At 60.6% G+C, this 18,389-nt stretch carries 19 protein-coding genes; 8 read left to right on the forward strand and 11 right to left on the reverse strand.

The window, feature by feature from the left end:
• Both PL599_RS05500 and PL599_RS05505 read left to right on the forward strand, forming a co-directional pair.
• The gene (locus PL599_RS05500) at positions 1–2,085 is read left to right on the forward strand and encodes a hypothetical protein (protein WP_269823770.1); all 2,085 of its coding nucleotides are present in this window, start codon (positions 1–3) and stop codon (positions 2,083–2,085) included.
• Positions 2,086–2,174: 89 nt separating this feature from the next.
• Entirely contained in the window at positions 2,175–2,588 is a 414-nt protein-coding gene (locus PL599_RS05505) for a GNAT family N-acetyltransferase (protein WP_271358932.1), read from the forward strand.
• Positions 2,589–2,606: 18 nt separating this feature from the next.
• Here the strand turns inward: PL599_RS05505 and PL599_RS05510 are convergent, their stop codons facing one another.
• The gene (locus PL599_RS05510; protein WP_142911742.1) at positions 2,607–3,560 is read right to left on the reverse strand and encodes a LysR substrate-binding domain-containing protein; all 954 of its coding nucleotides are present in this window, start codon (positions 3,558–3,560) and stop codon (positions 2,607–2,609) included.
• Between the two features lie 88 nt (positions 3,561–3,648).
• Here PL599_RS05510 and PL599_RS05515 point away from each other — a divergent pair, with 88 nt between their 5' ends.
• Positions 3,649–4,614 (forward strand): MBL fold metallo-hydrolase, encoded by a 966-nt coding sequence (locus PL599_RS05515; RefSeq protein ID WP_269823771.1) that lies wholly within the window; start codon positions 3,649–3,651, stop codon positions 4,612–4,614.
• 59 nt (positions 4,615–4,673) lie between these two features.
• On the opposite strand, the gene PL599_RS05520 is transcribed toward PL599_RS05515, so the two are convergent.
• Together PL599_RS05520 and PL599_RS05525 are read right to left on the reverse strand one after the other, a co-directional pair.
• The gene (locus PL599_RS05520) at positions 4,674–5,987 is read right to left on the reverse strand and encodes an MFS transporter (protein ID WP_137410774.1); all 1,314 of its coding nucleotides are present in this window, start codon (positions 5,985–5,987) and stop codon (positions 4,674–4,676) included.
• A gap of 124 nt (positions 5,988–6,111) precedes the next feature.
• Positions 6,112–6,681, reverse strand: coding sequence for a GNAT family N-acetyltransferase (locus PL599_RS05525; protein ID WP_077981559.1), 570 nt, complete (start codon positions 6,679–6,681; stop codon positions 6,112–6,114).
• A gap of 295 nt (positions 6,682–6,976) precedes the next feature.
• On the opposite strand from PL599_RS05525, the gene PL599_RS05530 reads away from it, so the two are divergent.
• Positions 6,977–7,969: a glutathione S-transferase family protein gene (locus PL599_RS05530; RefSeq protein ID WP_077981558.1), complete on the forward strand. Its 993-nt coding sequence runs from the start codon at positions 6,977–6,979 to the stop codon at positions 7,967–7,969.
• 17 nt (positions 7,970–7,986) lie between these two features.
• On the opposite strand, the gene PL599_RS05535 is transcribed toward PL599_RS05530, so the two are convergent.
• Positions 7,987–8,463, reverse strand: a complete 477-nt coding sequence (locus PL599_RS05535) for an NUDIX domain-containing protein (protein ID WP_202048244.1) — start codon at positions 8,461–8,463, stop codon at positions 7,987–7,989.
• Between the two features lie 81 nt (positions 8,464–8,544).
• On the opposite strand from PL599_RS05535, the gene PL599_RS05540 reads away from it, so the two are divergent.
• Positions 8,545–9,510, forward strand: a complete 966-nt coding sequence (locus PL599_RS05540; RefSeq protein ID WP_269825209.1) for a metallophosphoesterase family protein — start codon at positions 8,545–8,547, stop codon at positions 9,508–9,510.
• 40 nt (positions 9,511–9,550) lie between these two features.
• Here the strand turns inward: PL599_RS05540 and leuA are convergent, their stop codons facing one another.
• The 4 genes from leuA to PL599_RS05560 form a co-directional block, all read right to left on the reverse strand.
• A complete protein-coding gene (gene leuA, locus PL599_RS05545) occupies positions 9,551–11,260 on the reverse strand; it encodes a 2-isopropylmalate synthase (RefSeq protein WP_269825208.1) in 1,710 nt (569 codons plus the stop codon).
• Between the two features lie 317 nt (positions 11,261–11,577).
• A complete protein-coding gene (gene brnA, locus PL599_RS05550) occupies positions 11,578–11,820 on the reverse strand; it encodes a type II toxin-antitoxin system BrnA family antitoxin (protein ID WP_020808480.1) in 243 nt (80 codons plus the stop codon).
• The gene (locus tag PL599_RS05555; RefSeq protein ID WP_142911745.1) at positions 11,777–12,070 is read right to left on the reverse strand and encodes a BrnT family toxin; all 294 of its coding nucleotides are present in this window, start codon (positions 12,068–12,070) and stop codon (positions 11,777–11,779) included. Before PL599_RS05555 ends, brnA begins: the two co-directional genes overlap by 44 nt.
• 36 nt (positions 12,071–12,106) lie before the next feature.
• Positions 12,107–13,285: a benzoate/H(+) symporter BenE family transporter gene (locus tag PL599_RS05560; RefSeq protein WP_269825207.1), complete on the reverse strand. Its 1,179-nt coding sequence runs from the start codon at positions 13,283–13,285 to the stop codon at positions 12,107–12,109.
• Between the two features lie 277 nt (positions 13,286–13,562).
• Here PL599_RS05560 and PL599_RS05565 point away from each other — a divergent pair, with 277 nt between their 5' ends.
• Positions 13,563–14,645, forward strand: coding sequence for an esterase-like activity of phytase family protein (locus PL599_RS05565; RefSeq protein ID WP_269825206.1), 1,083 nt, complete (start codon positions 13,563–13,565; stop codon positions 14,643–14,645).
• A gap of 73 nt (positions 14,646–14,718) precedes the next feature.
• On the opposite strand, the gene PL599_RS05570 is transcribed toward PL599_RS05565, so the two are convergent.
• The 3 genes from PL599_RS05570 to PL599_RS05580 form a co-directional block, all read right to left on the reverse strand.
• The gene (locus tag PL599_RS05570; protein ID WP_269825205.1) at positions 14,719–15,363 is read right to left on the reverse strand and encodes an NrsF family protein; all 645 of its coding nucleotides are present in this window, start codon (positions 15,361–15,363) and stop codon (positions 14,719–14,721) included.
• A complete protein-coding gene (locus PL599_RS05575) occupies positions 15,360–15,875 on the reverse strand; it encodes a sigma-70 family RNA polymerase sigma factor (RefSeq protein ID WP_162520318.1) in 516 nt (171 codons plus the stop codon). Before PL599_RS05575 ends, PL599_RS05570 begins: the two co-directional genes overlap by 4 nt.
• Before the next feature lie 237 nt (positions 15,876–16,112).
• Positions 16,113–16,694 carry an ATP-dependent Clp protease proteolytic subunit gene (locus PL599_RS05580; RefSeq protein ID WP_077981551.1) on the reverse strand — a complete coding sequence of 194 codons (582 nt, stop codon included), beginning with the start codon at positions 16,692–16,694 and terminating at the stop codon, positions 16,113–16,115.
• A gap of 235 nt (positions 16,695–16,929) precedes the next feature.
• Between PL599_RS05580 and PL599_RS05585 the strand changes: the two genes are divergently transcribed.
• Complete coding sequence (locus PL599_RS05585) at positions 16,930–17,520, forward strand: HupE/UreJ family protein (protein ID WP_077981550.1); 591 nt, start codon at positions 16,930–16,932, stop codon at positions 17,518–17,520.
• Positions 17,521–17,620: 100 nt separating this feature from the next.
• Positions 17,621–18,367 carry a DUF2076 domain-containing protein gene (locus tag PL599_RS05590; protein WP_269825204.1) on the forward strand — a complete coding sequence of 249 codons (747 nt, stop codon included), beginning with the start codon at positions 17,621–17,623 and terminating at the stop codon, positions 18,365–18,367.
• Positions 18,368–18,389 lie beyond the last annotated feature (22 nt).

Consider the following 18,389-nt stretch of genomic DNA (forward strand, 5'->3'; position numbering starts at 1 on the left):
ATGACATTGACCTTCGCCCCGTTCCTGCCGTGGATCGTGATTGCCGTTCTGGCTGTCGCCGCCCTTGTCCTCTCCTTCATCGGCCTGTGGCGCGGTGTCCGCGGCGCATGGCTGCGCGGGCTGGCGCTCGCCGCTTTGCTTGCCGCCATCGCCAATCCGCTTTTGACGCAGGAGGAGCGCGAACCGCTTTCCACCATCGTTCCCGTCATCGTCGACCGCTCGCAGAGTCAGGATGTGCAGGACCGGCCGCAAATGACCGACACCGCCCTGAATGCGCTGCAAGACCGGCTGTCCCGCTTCCCGCGCATCGAGCCGCGCATCGTGGAAGTGCGTGACAATGGTGAGAGCGATTCACCCTCGACGCAGCTTTTCTCGGCCCTTTCCTCCGCCGTTTCGGATGTCTCGCCATCCCGCGTCGGCGGCGCGATCTTCCTCAGCGACGGCCAGATTCACGATATCCCGAATGCCCTGCCCAATGCCGAACAGGTGCTGGGCTTCCGCGCCCCCGTCCACGGACTGATCACCGGCAAGGCCGATGAATTCGACCGCCGTATCGAGATCGTCCGCGCCCCGCGCTTCGGCATCGTCAACGAGGAACAACAGCTGACCTTGCGCATCTTCGATGACGGTCGCCCCGCCGGCGGCGGTGCTGCGGAAGTGACGGTGAAGATGAACGGTGAGGAAATCGCGACGCTTCAGGCGACACCCGGCCAGCCGACACCATTCAGTTTCAAGGTTCCGCGCGGCGGCAACAATGTCATGGAATTTTCCGTCGCCGAGCTTCCCGGTGAAGTGACGGCTGCCAATAACCGCGCCGTTCACCTGATCGAAGGCATTCGCCAGAACCTGCGCGTGCTGCTCGTCTCCGGCGAACCCCACGCCGGGGAACGGGCGTGGCGTAACCTCCTGAAATCCGATGCCTCGGTCGATCTGGTGCATTTCACCATTTTGCGCCCGCCGGAAAAGCAGGACGGCACCCCAATCAACGAACTCTCGCTGATCGCCTTCCCCACCCGCGAGCTGTTCGTCGAAAAAATCGAGGATTTCGATCTCATCATTTTCGACCGTTACCAGCATCGCGGTGTGCTGCCGATCCTCTATTACGATTACATCGCCCAATATGTCGAAAAGGGCGGCGCGCTGCTGATCGCCGCCGGTCCGGAACATGCCGGGCAGGATTCGATCGCAATGACACCGCTCGCCTCCGTGCTGCCGGCGCAGCCGACCGGGCAGGTGCATCAGGCCGCTTTCTACCCGCGCCTTTCGGAAGCGGGCAAAAAACACCCTGTCACCCGTGGGCTGGATGGATCTGGCGCCGAGCCGCCGCAATGGGGCCGCTGGTTCCGCACCATCAGCGTCGACCCGCCGCAGGGCCAGACGGTGATGCTGGGCGACGGGCAGGACCCGCTTCTGGTGCTGAACCGCCAGGGCGAAGGCCGTGTTGCCATGCTGCTGTCGGATCAGGGCTGGCTCTGGGCGCGTGGTTATGAAGGCGGCGGCCCGCATGTGGCGCTTTACCGCCGTATCGCCCACTGGCTGATGAAGGAGCCCGAGCTTGAGGAAGAGGCTCTGACGGCGCGTGCCAATGGCCGTACCCTGCAGATCACCCGCCAGACTATCGGCGACGATCCCGGTCAGGCAAGCGTGCGTTTCCCTTCGGGCAAGACGGAGAACATGGCCTTCACCAGCACCGAGCCCGGTCTTTACAAAATCGAGCGCCGCATGGATGAAACCGGCCTGTTCGAGATCAAGAACGGCGATTTCACCACTCTCGTTCATGTCGGCGCGGTGGATGCGCCGGAATTCAAGGCGATGATCTCGACGACCGAAACGCTGAAACCGCTGGCCGATGCCACCAGGGGCAGCGTGCACCGGGTGGCCGATAGTTCCGGCCGCATCGCTCTTCCCGATATATTGCCGGTGCGCGGAGATATCAGGGTTGCCGATGAGGATCGCATGCTGATACGCATGACCGACGAGACGGTGCTGAAAGGCGTCAACACCCTGCCGCTCTTTGCCGGTTTTGCCGGGCTTGGCGCGTTGCTGCTTGCCTTTTCCGCGCTTTGGTGGCGTGAGGGCCGGTAAGGGCGTTTCCAGCGCAGAGCTTAAGACGATTCACGTCTCGGAACGGAAAACGGGAAACGGCTGCCGCCCGGCGGCCCGGGAAGATGAACATGAATTTCGTTTTGAGCGATGTTGCGGATGCAGAGGCTGAAAAGGCCATTCGCGATCCGCTGGTGGCCTATAATCTCGCCCGTTTCGGTGAAAGCGACAAACGTGAACTCAACATCACCATCCGCGACGACGAAAACATCGTCACCGGCGGCCTGGTGGGCCACACCGCTCGCGGCTGGCTTTACGTCCAGCTTCTTTTCGTGCCGGAAACCATGCGCGGTCAGGGCATAGGCCCGAAGCTGCTTGCCATGGCGGAGGCGGAAGCCAGAAAACGCGGCTGCATGGGCGCCTATATCGATACGATGAACCCGGATGCCCTGAGAACCTACGAACGCTACGGTTTTATCAGGATCGGCTCGCTCGGCCCCCTCTCCAGCGGCCATTCGATCACCTGGCTGGAGAAGCGCTTCTAGAGCATCCGCTAAGCGCCTCTAAGCGGCGATCCCCGATACCCCACCGTCGACCGTTCGGCCCATGGCCTCGCGGATTTGCTGGCGAAGCCACACGGCTCCGGCATCCGCGTCAGTCTGCAATGTCCAGACCATGGCGACGGGCGGGAAACTGAGCGTCACCGGCACGGGGCTTATTTCCAGCCCCAGCATTGGCGCGTAACGAAGGGCGATGCGTGAGGACACGGTCGCCAGCACCGCTGAGGATCGCGCCGTCGCCAGAACCGAAAGGAAATCCGGAGCAGCCGCAACGACATCGATTTCCAAGCCGCTCAGTTCCAGTGCATCCTTGATGCAGCCATGCAGGCTGTCCGTCTGCGATATGACCGCATGTTTGGCCTCGATATAGGCGTCCAGTCCCACGGGATTGGGCAGATCGAGCAAAGCCGGGTTGAAGCAGCACAGCACGCTGGAGGAATAAAGCGGTTCACAACGGTGGCGCTGCTCCTTCGAATAGGTGCATCCAACAGCCATGTCGATCACGCCCGTATCCAGCATCGCCGTGATCTCCTGCTCCTGCCCGCTGCGGGCCAGAATGCGGATGCCGGGCGCGATTTCGCGCAGCCGCGCCGTCAGATCCGGCAAAAGCAACAGCTCCACCTCGCTAGACATGCCCAGCCGGAACGTGCGGCGCTCGGTGGCCGGATCGAACACATCCGCCGTCAAAACCGCCGCCTGCGCCTGCCGGAGCGCCTGCCGCACCGGGCCAGCCAGATGGAGCGCTCGCGCCGTCGGCTTCATCTCCTGCCCCACGCGGATAAAAAGCTCGTCCTGAAACAGCGTCCGCAGGGTGGAGAGATTATGGCTCATCGCCGGCTGCTGGATTTTCAGCCGCCGCGCGGCGCGCGTAACGTTCATCTCCTCCATCATCGCATCGAAAGCGATGAGAAGATTGAGGTCGAAGGAACGGAGATTGAAATGATCGATAGTTTGCATAAGTCACATCGATTTGATTGCTGACCTGTCTACACTTAGCTGGAGTGCGGAAAGTTTCAAGACATTCCTTCAACCCAGGAGTCCCCCAATGCCGTCACGTCGCTCACTTCTAAAAGGCGCCGCCAGCGCCATCTTCGCCGCGCCTTTTGTTGCACCCGCCGTCGCATTCGCCAAGGCGCCCCTTGCCGCCACACAGGCCCCCGGCTTTCATCGGCTGATGGTCGGCAAGGCGGAAGTCACCGCCCTCTCGGACGGAGTCATCGCGCTGCCACTCGCCAAGATTTACACCAACACCACACCGGAACACGCCTCGAAGGTCTTACAGGACGCCTTCCTGCCGGAAGAGACGCCCACCTCAGTCAATGCATTTCTCGTCAACACAGGAGACAGGCTGGTGCTGATCGACGCCGGCACCGGCGCCTATCTCGGCCCGTCCCTCGGAAGGCTCGTCGCCAATATTGAGGCCTCCGGTTATAAAAGCGCTGAAATAGATGACGTTGTCCTCACCCATATCCATACCGACCACTCCGGCGGGCTATCGGCCGATGGCAAACGTGTCTTTGCCAATGCGACCCTGCACGTCAACGAGCGCGAAGCCGCCTTCTGGCTCGATGCGGCAAAGGCCAAGGCGGCCCCCGAAGCGCTGAAGAAGGGTTATGCCGAAGCGAAGGAGAGCATCCAGCCCTATATCGATGCCGGCAAATTCGAGACATTCGGCGATAATGCCGCGCCGGTTGCCGGTCTCGGCTCTGTCCTTTACGCCGGCCACACGCCCGGCCACAGCGCTATTGTTCTCGAAAGCGACGGCCAGAAAATCGTCTTCTGGGGCGATATCACCCATGGCGATATCCTCCAGTTCGATGAGCCGGATGTGGCGATCGAATTCGACGTCGACCATAAGGCCGCCGTCGTGGCGCGTGATCTGGCGTTCCGGCAGGCGGTGGAAGGCAGATATCTGGTGGCTGGCGCACATATAGCCTTCCCCGGTATCGGCCATGTGCGCACCGACAGCACCAATTACGATTGGCTGCCGGTCAATTATACGGCGCTCTAAGGGGCGAAACAGCCTGGCCTGATCCTCAACGGGTCAGGCCTTTGCGCGGGAACGACGCGTCAGGTCAGCGCCACCTGCCGCGTTTCCGCATTGATCATCGTCGCGGCAATGGCGGCAAGCACCAGCAGACCGGCGAAAATGCCGATTGCGACGCCAAAACCCTGCGCTATGGCATAGCCAAGCAGAGACGGCGCCAGCAGGCCGCCCAGCCTTGCCATGGCGCCCGCAGCCCCCATGCCGGTTGCGCGCGATTCGGTCGGGTAAAGCTCCGGCGTAAAGGCGTAGAGCGCGCCCCAGGTGCCGAGAAGGGCAAAACTCATGATCAGCAGCGAAGCGGCAATCATGACGCCGCCGACCGCGAGTGTGAACAGCAGGCAACCGAGCGCCGAGAGCAGGCAAAAACCGATCAGCGTCGGCTTGCGACCCCATTTTTCAACGCCATAAGCGGCAAGCGCATAACCGGGGATCTGCGCCAGCGCCACCAGCACCAGAAACCCGTAACCGCGCACGAAACCGAAACCGTCACCCGCCAGTTTCGCCGGCATCCAGGTGAAGACGCCGTAATAGGAAACAGAGACGAGGAACCAGATCGCAAGGATCATGAGGCTCCGCTGCCTGAGCGCCGGTGAAAATATCCCCTGGCCCTTAGCCACATCAGGCTGGAAAAGCGCCGTCCCGGCATCGAGCGGCGCGCGCCCATTCGTCACCAGCATGCGGTTGACGACGGCCTTGGCTTCCTCCAATCGCCCGCTGCGCAGCAGGTAAAGCGGCGATTCCGGCACCAGAAAACGTAAGCCCAGACCCAGAACGGCCGGGAACGCCGTCACGGCAAAAATGTAACGCCAGGCGTCGGCGACACCGGCAAGGCTCGCGCCCCAGGCCGCCAGCGCCACGATCAGCGTGCCGACAGCCCAGAAACCCTCCAGAAAGACCAGCCAGCGGCCACGATTTTTGGCGGGCAGGAACTCGGCCATCATCGCATAATCCACCGGCAGCGTGCCGCCCACGGCGGCACCGGTGAGAAAGCGCAGAACAAGCAGGATGGTAAAATCGGGAGCGAACACCGAAAGCACACCGAACAGCGCATCGCAGGCCACGGTGACGATCAGCACACGGCGACGCCCGTAACGATCCGCCAGCCGCCCGAAGCCGGCAGCACCAAGCAGCATGCCGAAAAAGAACGCCGTGCCGGTCTGCAGCGCCTGCGGCACCGTCAGCCCGAAGGTTGCGGCAATCGAGGCGGCGGTGAAGCCGACGGCGAGAACCTGCATGGCATCCGCGGCCCAGACGAGGCCGAATATGCCCATCAGCCGCCGCTGATAGGCGCCTGCGCCCGCGCGCTCCAGCGCATCGTTCATGGTGATAGCCGTCATGCCCCGCCCCTTTGCAGAAATCGACTTTGACTTGCTATCGTATAGGGGAAGGAAACGGAATTGAATTCTGTGGAGGGTTTGCACGGTTGGAACGAAATGCACGCCGCAACGATAGACGAACCCCTCAGCCGTAAACCCTGAGCGGCTCCTCAAAACCCTCATCTGCCGCCATGGCGGCCGGCATGACGGCCTGGCAATTGCGCCAGCCGATCTTGCCCTTCAGCCGCTGATGCACGTCGTCTCCAATTGGCACCACCAGCACCCGGCTCGGGTCCACCGGACCCGGAAAATCGAGCGCCGCATAAGCGACCTTCTCGAAACCGAGCGGCATGTAATAGGGCGGATCGCCAATCAGGATCACGGCTTCCGAGCCGTTGCGCCGGGCGGCGGCAATGGCGATCCGGACGAGTTCCCGGCCGATGCCCTTGTTCTTGTGCGAGGGCCGAACGGCAAGGGGCCCGAGCATATGGCCCTTCACCCCGCCGGCCAGAACCGGCGTCATGCGCACCGAAGCGATCGTCTCGCCATCATCGGCGCAGACGAAGGACAGCGACCGGTCATGCGGCCCCTGCTCGCGGATGCGCGCGGCCGCACGGGTATGCCGGCCGGGACCGAATGCTTCTTCGTTGATGACGTCGATGATGGCGTCGTGCGACGCGTCCTCGGTGAGGTAGACAAGATCGTGCTTGGACATGAAGAGACCGAAACTTCCAGAATACGGATGCGACAATAGATGACGGCTGCGCCGGTAAGGGCGTTCAGGAGCGTCAGCGTCGTCGGAGCATCCGTGGTTCGATCATAATCAAAAATTTCCTCAGAATTGTGAAAATCGCAATTATCAGGAAAATAGCGGCCCGTCCAGAACAAATCGCTACGCCGTGCCATTCCCGCTATGCGAGGCGGAAACGCATTGTTCAATACCTGGCGGGTTCGCGCCTGACCGTGAAACGGGTAGGATCGGCCACAAGGAAACAACCAAGGAGATCATCATGGGTATGCTCGTGGAAGGCGTATGGAAAGACGTCTGGTACGACACCAAGGAAACCAAGGGGCACTTTAAGCGCAGTGCCTCGCAATTCCGCAACTGGATTACAGCGGACGGCGCACCCGGCCCTTCCGGAGAAGGCGGGTTCGAGGCGGGGAAGGACCGTTACCACCTCTACGTCTCCCTCGCCTGCCCCTGGGCGCACCGCACCCTGATCTTCCGCAAGCTGAAGAAGCTGGAAGACCTGATTTCCGTCTCCGTCGTCGATCCGCTGATGCTGGAAAACGGCTGGGAATTCAAGCCTGAGGGCGAGCGCACACCGGGCGCGACCGAGGATCACCTCTTCGGCTCCTCGGCGCTCTGGCAGGTCTACACCAAAGCAGACCCCAAATATTCGGGGCGTGTCACCGTGCCAGTGCTGTGGGATAAAAAACGCGGCACCATCGTCTCCAATGAATCGGCGGAAATCATCCGCATGTTCAACGTGGCCTTCAACGATCTCACCGGCTCGCAGGCCGATTATTATCCTGAAGCACTGCGCTCGGAAATCGACGCACTGAACGAGGTAATCTACGACACCGTCAATAACGGTGTTTACAAAGCCGGTTTCGCCACCACGCAGGATGCCTACCAGCAGAACGCCGTAAAGGTATTCGAAACGCTGGATATGCTGGAGGACCGCCTGAAGGATCGACGTTTCCTGTTCGGCGCGGAGCAGACGGAAGCGGACTGGCGGCTATTCACCACGCTGGTGCGGTTCGATCCTGTCTATGTCGGCCATTTCAAGTGCAACATCCGCCGCATCCACGACTATCCGCACCTGACAGCTTATCTGCGCGATCTCTACCAGACGCCGGGCGTACCTGAAACGGTCGATATGCGCCACATCAAGGAACATTATTACCGCAGCCACCGCACCATCAATCCGACCGGCATCGTGCCCGTTGGCCCGGAACTGGACCTGACCATGGCCCATGGCCGCGAGGCCCTTGCCTGACGGCAGAAATGCCGCCGCTACCAGTAGTCGGCAATCGCCGCTTTGCCGGAAAGTTCGGCAAGGCGGCGGCGGGTGGCGGGCGTCACATTTTCCGGCAGGTCTGAGAGATCGAAAAAACCGCTTTCGGTGATTTCATGATCCGGTTTTTTCGGCGTGGTCTGGGTGACCTGAAGCCGGTAGAGCGCCACATGATCGCGATTGCTGCCTTCCAGATTGAGGTAGACATGCAAAAGCTCCGGCTTCGAGGAAGCCTCAAGATTGCCTTCCTCGCGAATTTCCTTGTGTAATGCCGCGAGCAGGGTTTCGCCGCGTTCCACCCCGCCGCCCGGCAGATACCAGCCGGGCAGATAGGTGTGCCGCACGAGAAAAATCCTGCCCTGTTCATCGTAGCAAGCGGCGCGCACGCCAAGGGTTGCACCGCGCGTGAACAGGAAAACGAAATGCAGAATGCGGATCAGCAGGCGCGTGTGGAACGGGCGGGCGTCCCGCCGCATTGTCTCATCACTCACTCTGGTTTCTCCCCGTCGGCAGGCTTTTGTTGGACGTGTGGCATATCATAGGTTATCTCTCCCGCCATGTTCAAACTTGCGCATATTTCAGACGTCCATTTGGGGCCTTTGCCGAAACTCACTTTCCGGGAACTTGCATCGAAACGGATCACCGGTTTCGTCAACTGGCATCGCAACCGCCGCAAGCATCTCTTCACCGATACGCTTGAAAAGCTGCTCGACGATCTCGAGACAAAATCGCCGGATCATCTGGCTATCACCGGCGATCTCGTCAATCTTGCGACCGGCATCGAAATCCGCGCCGCCGCCGACTGGCTGGAGGAGGTGGGCGATCCCGAAAGGACCTCCGTCGTTCCCGGCAATCACGACGCCTATGTGTCCGGCGCGCACGACAAGGCCATGCAGGCCTGGTATCCTTACGTGCGCGGTGATGGCGACCCTGCGGAATGGGATGATGACCGCAAGATTTTCCCCTATATGCGCGTGCGCGGCCCCGTCGCACTGATTGGCTGCTCCACCTCCATTGCCACACCGCCCTTCTCCGCAACGGGATATTTCGGTAACCGGCAGGCCCGCGCCACGGCGGAACTCTTAAAAAAAGCCGGTGAACAGGGCTTGTTCCGCGTGGTGATGATCCATCATCCGCCGATCCGGGGTGCCACTGCCGCCCACAAGCGCATGTTCGGCGTTCGCCGTTTTGCAGCGGCACTGGGCGTCGGCGGTGCGGAACTGGTGCTGCATGGGCATACGCATTTGAATACGGTTTATTGGCTGAATACGCATCACGGGGAAGACCATATCCCCGTCGTCGGCATTTCCTCCGCCAGCCAGGGGCCGGGCGGCGAAAAACCGCGGGCGGCCTATAATCTCTTCAACATTTCCGGCGGTCCCGGCACCTGGAACGTTGCCTGCGAACGGCATAGCCTCAATGAGGCCGGCACGGGTGTGGCGCTTGAGGATATCAGGGTGTTTTATGAGAATGGTAGGCCGCTTGGGTTTTCGCGTCCTGCGGAGCAGAGTCCGGAGGAGTAAAGCGACGGAGGGTGGGGGTAAACCCACCCTCCAAGCAAGCTCACTTCGCCCGCTCTTCCAACACCCGGTTGGCCGCCGAAACGATTGCCTCCAGCGAAGCCGCCACGATATTCGTGTTGATCCCCGCGCCGAACAACTTACCACCCGGATGCTCCATCTCGACATAGGCAATGGCCGAAGCATTCGAACCATGCTGCAGCGAATGCTCCGAATAATCGTTCACCGACAGATCGATGCCGAGATAGACCGACAGTGCATTGATGAACCCGTCGATCGGACCGGTTCCCTTGCCCTCGATGCGCTTCACCTCGCCATTGTCGGTGATCTCGGCGGCGACGATGCGCACGCCCTTGAAATCGCCGGCCGGATAGGTGTGGTGATCCACGAACTTGATGCGCGCATTCGGCTGTGTCACGTAGCGCTCGATAAAACGCTCGTAGATGCGCTTGGCCGGCAGCTCGACACCCTCTTCATCGGTGATGCGCTGGATGTCCTCACGGAACTCCACCTGCAAATTGCGCGGCAGGTTGATGCCGTAATCCTGCTGGAGAATATAGGCGATGCCGCCCTTGCCGGATTGTGAGTTGATGCGAATGATCGCCTCATAGGAGCGGCCGACATCCTTCGGATCGATCGGCAGATAGGGCACTTCCCAAACGGGGTGGTTGGCGACCTTGATCGCCTTCATGCCCTTGTTGATCGCATCCTGATGCGAGCCGGAGAAGGCCGTATAGACCAGTTCGCCCACGTAAGGGTGGCGCTCCGGGATCGTCATCTCGTTGGAATATTCGTAGACATCCTTGATGCGCTCGATATCGCGGCAATCCAGTTCGGGATCCACACCCTGCGTATACATGTTCAGCGCCAGCGTCACGACGTCGACATTGCCGGTGCGCTCGCCATTGCCGAACAGCGTGCCTTCGACGCGATCCGCACCCGCCATCAGACCCAGTTCGGTCGCGGCAATGCCGGTACCACGGTCATTATGCGGATGCAGGGAGATGATGACGTTTTCGCGGTTATCGATATTGCGGCACATCCATTCGATCTGGTCGGCATAGATGTTCGGCGTCGCCATTTCGACGGTCGAGGGCAGGTTCAGGATCAGCTTGTTGTCCGCCGTCGGCTTCACCACCTCGACCACGGCATTGCAGATTTCCAGCGCCACTTCCAGCTCTGTGCCGGTAAAGCTCTCGGGCGAATATTCGAAACGATAACCGCCGCCAGCCTTCGCCGCCATATCGGTGATCATCTTGGCGGCATCGACGGCGATCTGCTTGATGCCATGCACATCCTTGCCGAACACCACGCGGCGCTGCAATTCCGACGTGGAATTGTAGAAATGGATGATCGGCTTGTTGGCGCCTTCCAACGCCTCGAACGTGCGGCTAATCAGCTCCGGGCGGCACTGCACCAGCACCTGCAGGGAGACATCGTCGGGCACGTTGCCCTCTTCCACGCACCAGCGGGCGAAATCGAAATCCGTCTGCGAGGCGGAAGGGAAACCGATCTCGATTTCCTTGAAACCCATTTCGAGCAGCAGCTTGAACATGCGTGCCTTGCGGTCGTGACCCATGGGGTTGACCAGCGACTGGTTGCCGTCGCGCAGGTCCACCGAACACCAGATCGGCGCCTTGTCGATGGTCTTGCCCGGCCATGTACGGTCGGGGATATTGATGGTCGGGTAAGGGCGATACTTCACGCTCGCGTCAGCCATGCCCTTGGAAATATTGGTGATCTTGCCGTCCATTTCGCTTCCTCCTTGCACAGTCCGCGGGCGTCTTTCGCCATCGGCGGATGCGCGGCCCTTCAGAGCCTAAATCCAGTATAAAATGAGATTTCGAGATGAGGAGCGTTTGCGCCAGCGGGCTTTCGGCCGCCGGGCGCTCCTCACTGGACCCGGCAACCGCGTGTAAGGTCGAGGCTAAGAAGCGAGAGTGCACCGCACGGAGAGGCCTTCGCAGAAATCTGCGCGCTCATGCCAAAAATGGTTGCGATGCTGTTGCTCATGGCGATGTGTATAAACAGCGGCTGGCGGTCTGACAAGTGATCTTGTGATGCGCAGGCTTATTTTGCTTGACGGCCAGTCTCCAGCCTTTCAGCGATCCACAATTTGACAAGCGATTGACGGGTCACACCGAGACGACGTGCTTCGTTGTCGAGATCGTTGACGACCCACGTCGGAAAATCGATGTTCACGCGCTTGGGTTCGATGTTCAGATGGCGCGCCGTCGACCAGTCGAGATATTCGCTGATGTCTTCGCCGTCATCGGCCATCCTGTCGAATTCTTCTGCGCTTATTGTCTTCATAATGATACCTCTCTAATTCTCGGACACGTCGCACGGAAATGATGCGAATACGGCCACCCCGCACTGTATGGACAGCCAACCACAACTTCTCCCCGAGAAGTGCGATGAGGGCGAACCGCTCTTCTCCAATATTCTGCGCTGTAACCGTCAAACCGTATTTATCGTGCCACAATGCCTGTGCATCGACAAAATCGATGCCGTGTTTGTCTTTATTGCCAGCGCTCTTTATCGGATCAAATTCGAATACCATAGGAATATAATATAAAAACTATACCATTTCCACCATCTAACCACGCTTCACCACCCGCTGCAACGCCATCATCAGCCCGCCACCGATCAGCCCCCAGAAGGCTCCGGAAATGCCGCCGAAGGAAAGGCCGGATGCGGTGATGAGAAAGGTAATGGCCGCCGCCTCGCGGGTTTCCGGCTCCCTGAAGGCTGCGACTGCGGAGCCGGAAAAGGCGCCGACCAGCGCCAGCCCCGCCACCGCCTGGATGAGGATGGGCGGCGCCAGCGCCACGAAGGCGGTGACCACGCCCGCCAAAAGACCGAAAATAATATAGCCGACACCGCCGATGATCGCCGCCCAGTAACGCCGCGTTGGATCGGGATGGGCGTCCTCGCCCGCGCACATGGCCGCCGTAATCGCCGCGAGATTGACCGCATGCCCGCCAAACGGCGCAGAGAGCAGCGAGAAAAAGCCGGTCGAGGCGAAAAGCGGTCCGGGCTGCGGATTGTAATGATTGACCTTGAGCACCGCGATACCGGGAATATTCTGCGAGGCCATGGTGACGATGAAGAGCGGCAGCGCGATGGAAACAACCGCGTGGAGACTGAAGACAGGCGTTACCCACTCCATCGGCGGCGTCAGCGATTGCGCCACGCTGTCCAGCGCACCCGCCGGAATGTCGACGCCGAAAATCATCACCAGCACGAAGGCGGCAAGGGCGGCGGGCACAGCGAACAGCCGTTTGAAGGCTCCCACCACGATCCAGGCAAGGATGATGGGCAATCCAAGCGCCGGGTTGAAACCGATCGCCTTGATGGGCGCGAAACACAGGCCGATGATGACGCCCGAAAGCATGGCGTTGGCAAGCGGCGCAGGAATGGAGGCGACAGCCTTTCCCAGCGGCCTGAATAGGCCCGCGATGATGATCAGGATGGCGCAGATGATGAAACCGCCGACGGCCGCCGGAAAGCTGCCCTCAATGACGCCGGTGGTCGCAAGCAGCGCAGCGCCCGGCGTCGACCAGGCGATGCTGATGGGAAGCCGGGTGGCGGCGGAAAGGATAATGGCGCAAAGCCCCATTGCTACCGAAAGCGCCATCAGCCCCGAAGCCGCCTCGAAATCCGTCGCACCGACAGCTTTCAGGCCCTGCAGCACGACGGCGAAGGAGCTGGCGAAACCGACAAAGGCGGTGAGGCAGCCCATGAACAGGCTCTGGACGGAAAAATCTTTCAGCATGAAGCACTCTGCGGCCTGCTGCCTGTCGCAAACAACCGCAACGGTCCACATTGGCGACAGGCAGAAACAAAACTGAAGCGTGACGCGCGAATCCGGGGATGGCGACACGCTCTGGATGAAGCGTGATTATATTCAGGATCAAAAAAGACGCCGCTTGGCAAGATGAGCCGCCAGACTTCAGGTACGGCGGAGCGGAAAACGTCATCAAAGTTTAGCGGCGCGGCGCTAATCCTGCCTGCATCACGACCGATCATGCACAACAAGAGGGACCCTTGCCATGCTCCGCACCGTCACCATCGTCGCCTGCTGTTTTGCAGCTCTGCCGGCCGTAGCCCAGACCCCGCCGCCACCGGCGTTTCTGGGCCAGATCGTCGTTCCATCGGGTCTTTCCATCGATGGCGTTACCTTCGGCGGCATTTCCGATCTCGCCTTTGACAGCGAAACCGGACGTTATCTCGCAATTTCCGATGACCGCGTGGAAAAAGGGCCGGCCCGTTATTACGAGCTGGAACTGGCCGTGACGGAAGGCGCCGCCACGCTCAACATCGCCGCCACGCGCGAACTGAAGGATGAGACTGGCGCCGCTTTTGCGCCGAAGGGCATCGATGCGGAGGGCGTCGCGCTCGACCGCAAGGGCGGCAAGCTCTACTGGTCGTCCGAACGCGACCTGAAGAACCAGCCGGCTCTCTACGTCGCGGACCTCGACGGCAGCAATGTGAAGCGGCTGGAGCTGCCGGACGCCTATCTCGTCGACGACGCAAAGACCAATGGCGTTCAGAACAACCTCGCTTTTGAAGGCCTGACCCTGATGCCCGGCCGGCTGATCGCCGCCACCGAAAATGCTCTCATCCAGGACGGCCCCAAGGCGACGCCGCAGGCGGGCAGCCCGGCCCGCATCCTCGTCATCGACACGGCGACGCTGAAGCCGGTCGCCGAGCACGTCTATGTCACCGAGGCAATCTCGAAGACGCCGGCGGCCGCCGAGCCGAAATATAACGACAACGGCCTTTCCGCCATCGCCGCACTGCCGGATGGTCGTTTTGTCGCCGTCGAGCGCAATTTTGCCTCCGGCGTCGGCAACCACATCCGATTTTTCATCGCCGACATGTCCCGCGCCGACAATATTCTCGGCAAGGACAAGGTCGATCCGGCATCCGTGGCCGCCGTATCCAAATCACCCTGGTTCGAAATCAACGAAGGCGATTTCGGCCTCGATATCGACAATATCGAAAGCTTCGCCTTCGGCCCGGTGGTGGATGGCAAGCAGCTCTTCGTCATCGCCTCCGATGACAATTTCAACACGGGCAAGCAGTTCACCCAGTTTGCAGCTTTCGCAATTCCCGCCAACCTCAGTCAGTGAAATCCGCCAGAAGCGGAATGCCGGCTCTGAATCAGCTCAGGGCCGGCATCGGCAATTATTCCGAGAGGCGTCTTCACCAGCGAAGCAGACGTGAGCCGGCAAAAGCGCCAGCGATGCCGGTCACCAAGATGCCCAGCGAATACCAGATCAACACGAAAGCCATGCCGTTTTCGGTGCAGAACCACGAATAGACCCAAGCTCCGGCCGCACCCGCGGCAATGCCTGCGGCAAATCCCGCAAGCGTGGGATCAGCGGGAGCCGAACGCTTGAGAACCGCAAAATTCGCCATAAACAGCGGCAGTGCAAAAGCAACGATGAAAAACGGGCAATGCAGCGCCGACGACCCGATAATAAGGGTGCTGTAGGTGCCGGGCACGGCAAATCCGAGTTGAACGAGCGCGATAAGCGCCATGGCGACAAAAATCAGCGCAAGCCACACAAACAGGAAACCCCGCTCGCCTTCCGGCCGCGCAAGCCGCATGACGGCGAAAAAGGCAACCGTGGCAAGAACGGCGTTATAGGCGGATTTGACCCAGAAACCCGGTTCGGTCATGGCGTCACTCATGTCGACGCGAAGCCCCAGAATGGCCAGCATCAGCACCAGCGAAAAGCCGAGCGCAGGCAAGACGGCGAACGCCAACCTCCGCTCCAGCGCGAAAGCGGCAACAGGTTTCAGATCGTCCGCCAGTTGTTCGATGATGTCTTCCGTCTTCTTCACGTGTCCCCCCGCAACTTTGCCGCCAGGACTTTCAGCGTTCTGTGAATACCGACCCTCGCCGCAAGCTCGGTCTGGCCGGACTGTTGCGCCGCTTCGGCAATTGAGTGACCTTCTAGCTTCACCCTTCGAATGAGATCCCGTTGCCGTTCCGGCAGTTCATCGAGCAGCCGCTCCACATCCATGCGGGCTGTGACCGCGTCAACAGACGGTTCCGCCTCCAGCGTTTCATCAAGTTCGACTTCCGCCAACAGGCGCGCACCCCGGCCCCGATAGTGATCGATGAGCTTGTAGCGCGCTATCGAAAAGAACCACGCCGTGAAAGGTCGCGCACGATCATAGGTCTCTCGTTTGGCGTGAAGCGACAACAGGGTTTCCTGCACAATATCTTCGACATCGCCTCTGGCGGCGGCGGCCATGCGCCTGCCGTAATAGGCGATCAGCAGCCGTCTCAGGGCATGAAGCAAATGCCTGTAGGCACCTTCGTCCCCATCGAGGGAACGCAGCATCAGCATTTTCAGTGTCTCTTCCGAAGGGCTGCCTGTCATCGTCACTATCGGGTTATTCGCGCTCAGGAGGATATTGTTACATGGTGACTCAAAAAAAATCTCGCTCGAACTTGCCCTCACAAGCACGTGAAGATGTAACGGCCGGCCCAAGGCCTGCGACATGATGAAATAACACCGACCTTAAACGAAAAGCCCGCACCGGCTTCCACCGATACGGGCTTTCTCAACTGAAAAATCGAAAGCTCAGAGTTCCGACTGGCTCTCGACGATCTTGCCGACGAGGCCGTAATCCCTGGCCTCTTCCGCGCCGAGCCAATAATCGCGATCGATATCCTTGGCGATCTTTTCTTCGCTCTGGCCGGTGGCCTTGGAGAAGATCTTGATCAGGCGCTGGTTCATCTTGATGATTTCGCGGGCCTGGATTTCGATGTCGGAGGCCATGCCGCGCGTACCGCCGGAGGGTTGGTGCAGCAGGAAGCGGGTGTTCGGCAGGCACAGGCGCCGTTCCTTCGGCACCGAAACGTAAATCAGCGCGCCGGCGGAAGCGACCCAGCCAGTGCCGATGATATAGACCTTCGGCTTGATGAACTTGATCATGTCATGGATGGAATCACCCGATTCGACATGGCCGCCCGGCGAATTGACATATACGCGAATGTCGTCGTCGCTGGCGGCGGCAAGGGCCACGAGCTGCGTGCAAACCTTCTGCGCCAGTTCCTGCGTGATGCCACCATAGATGAAGATCGAACGCGACTTGAAAAGATTCGCTTCCGTTTCCTTGCCGATCGGCAGTTCCTTGCTCTTGTCGTCTTCGTCTTCGTTCATCAACGGCTCTCTCCAGCAAAATTCGTGCATGCCCTTCGGACATAGTGCGACTTGTTACGTAAGGCAATGAGCGAAAAAGGCAAGGTTTGCCCTCCAACAATAAACAGCACCACCGGCAGATGACGCATGGACAGCCTGTCTGCCTTCGCGATATCGTTGACGCCTCATTACAGCGCCGCCGGCTGCGGGAAGCCCAAGATCCCGTTGCGGGCGGTCATAATCTCAAGAGGGAACCATGCTGAAAAGACTAAGCCTCGCAGCCGCCGCGCTGGGCGTTACCGCCCTGCCCGCTTTCGCCCATTTGAACCCGGAAGAACACGGCTCCTTCATGGCCGGCGTCTCCCACCCCTTCTTTGGTGCGGATCACATTCTGGCGATGGTGGCCGTCGGCATCTGGGCCTCGCAGATCGCCGTGGCGCAGAACGACCGCAAGGCGCTGTGGATAGTGCCTTCCGCCTTCGTCGGCACCATGGCCGTCGGCTTCCTGATGGCGGTTTACGGCATCGGGCTTCCCTTCGTCGAACCGGCCATTCTCGCCTCCGTCATCGGTCTCGGCCTGCTCGTCGCCATGGCCACAAGGCTTCCCACGGCAGCGGCGGCGGCCGTCGTCGGCGCTTTCGCGCTTTTCCATGGCCATGCCCATGGCGGTGAACTCGGCAGCGCCGGCGCGCTTCAATTCGGCATCGGCTTCATGATCGCCACCGCCATCCTGCATGCGGCCGGCATTGCGCTCGGCCTCGGCATTGCCCGTTTCGGCTCAGTAGCCAGCCGCACCGTCGGCGCCTTGACAGCGATTGCGGGTCTCTCGCTCGCCTTCGGCGGCTGACGATCATTACCGAAATTTAAAATTCGGGCCGCTTTGAAAAGCCGGAATTGAGGCCTACCTCCTTATCGTGGATTTTCGCTTCACGGTAAGGAGGCAGCATATGTCACCGGAAGAAAGTCAGCTTCTCAAGGGCCTGTTCGAAAGAACCAGGGCCGCATCCGCCACCCCGCGTGACCGCGAGGCGGAAACATTGATCGCAGACGCCGTGCGCGATCAGCCCGCAGCCCCCTATTACCTCGCCCAGGCGGTCATCGTTCAGGAAAAGGGACTGGAAGCGGCCGCAGCCCATATCAAGCAGCTCGAAGACCGAATCCACGCGCTGGAAAGCGGCAATAGCGCCCCACAGGCCGCATCGCAGGGCGGCTTTCTGAGTTCCATCTTCGGAACCGGCCAGTCACAGCCGCCAGCACCGACACCCGTCCCTGCCCCGCAAGCCTCATGGCGCAACGATACCGCCGGCCAGACGGCGGGTCCCTGGGGATCGCCCGCAGGCCAGCAACCCGGCGGCCCCTGGAGCCAGCAGCCCGCCGCATTCGGGCGCACATCAGGCGGTGGTTTTCTACAGGGGGCGCTCGGAACCGCCGCGGGCGTCGCCGGCGGCATGCTGCTCGCCAATTCGTTGAGCGGCATTTTCGGCGGCCACATGTCGTCGCTCGGCCTTGGCTCTCCCTTCGGCGGCAATAGCGGCATCGGCAACGCGCCAGTCGAGGAAACCGTCATCAACAATTATTATGGCGACAGCGCCAGCCCGCAAAACAACGACGATGACGATATCCAGCAGGCCGATTACGACGACAACGCCGACGATGCGGATTTCGATTCAGGCGACGACGGTTCGTTCGCCTGAATCATCGATCCCGACAAAGCCG

Origin of the sequence: Agrobacterium sp. ST15.16.055 (assembly GCF_027956555.1) — a bacterium.
GTDB lineage: Bacteria > Pseudomonadota > Alphaproteobacteria > Rhizobiales > Rhizobiaceae > Agrobacterium > Agrobacterium salinitolerans.

Bases quoted from the DNA above. Each gene is read 5' to 3' on its own strand.
- PL599_RS05500 (WP_269823770.1), top strand. From the start codon at position 1: ATGACATTGACCTTCGCCCCGTTCCTGCCGTGGATCGTGATTGCCGTT.
- PL599_RS05505 (WP_271358932.1), top strand. From the start codon at position 2,175: ATGAATTTCGTTTTGAGCGATGTTGCGGATGCAGAGGCTGAAAAGGCC.
- PL599_RS05510 (WP_142911742.1), bottom strand. From the start codon at position 3,560: ATGCAAACTATCGATCATTTCAATCTCCGTTCCTTCGACCTCAATCTT.
- PL599_RS05515 (WP_269823771.1), top strand. From the start codon at position 3,649: ATGCCGTCACGTCGCTCACTTCTAAAAGGCGCCGCCAGCGCCATCTTC.
- PL599_RS05520 (WP_137410774.1), bottom strand. From the start codon at position 5,987: ATGACGGCTATCACCATGAACGATGCGCTGGAGCGCGCGGGCGCAGGC.
- PL599_RS05525 (WP_077981559.1), bottom strand. From the start codon at position 6,681: ATGTCCAAGCACGATCTTGTCTACCTCACCGAGGACGCGTCGCACGAC.
- PL599_RS05530 (WP_077981558.1), top strand. From the start codon at position 6,977: ATGGGTATGCTCGTGGAAGGCGTATGGAAAGACGTCTGGTACGACACC.
- PL599_RS05535 (WP_202048244.1), bottom strand. From the start codon at position 8,463: ATGCGGCGGGACGCCCGCCCGTTCCACACGCGCCTGCTGATCCGCATT.
- PL599_RS05540 (WP_269825209.1), top strand. From the start codon at position 8,545: ATGTTCAAACTTGCGCATATTTCAGACGTCCATTTGGGGCCTTTGCCG.
- leuA (WP_269825208.1), bottom strand. From the start codon at position 11,260: ATGGACGGCAAGATCACCAATATTTCCAAGGGCATGGCTGACGCGAGC.
- brnA (WP_020808480.1), bottom strand. From the start codon at position 11,820: ATGAAGACAATAAGCGCAGAAGAATTCGACAGGATGGCCGATGACGGC.
- PL599_RS05555 (WP_142911745.1), bottom strand. From the start codon at position 12,070: ATGGTATTCGAATTTGATCCGATAAAGAGCGCTGGCAATAAAGACAAA.
- PL599_RS05560 (WP_269825207.1), bottom strand. From the start codon at position 13,285: ATGCTGAAAGATTTTTCCGTCCAGAGCCTGTTCATGGGCTGCCTCACC.
- PL599_RS05565 (WP_269825206.1), top strand. From the start codon at position 13,563: ATGCTCCGCACCGTCACCATCGTCGCCTGCTGTTTTGCAGCTCTGCCG.
- PL599_RS05575 (WP_162520318.1), bottom strand. From the start codon at position 15,875: ATGCTGATGCTGCGTTCCCTCGATGGGGACGAAGGTGCCTACAGGCAT.
- PL599_RS05580 (WP_077981551.1), bottom strand. From the start codon at position 16,694: ATGAACGAAGACGAAGACGACAAGAGCAAGGAACTGCCGATCGGCAAG.
- PL599_RS05585 (WP_077981550.1), top strand. From the start codon at position 16,930: ATGCTGAAAAGACTAAGCCTCGCAGCCGCCGCGCTGGGCGTTACCGCC.
- PL599_RS05590 (WP_269825204.1), top strand. From the start codon at position 17,621: ATGTCACCGGAAGAAAGTCAGCTTCTCAAGGGCCTGTTCGAAAGAACC.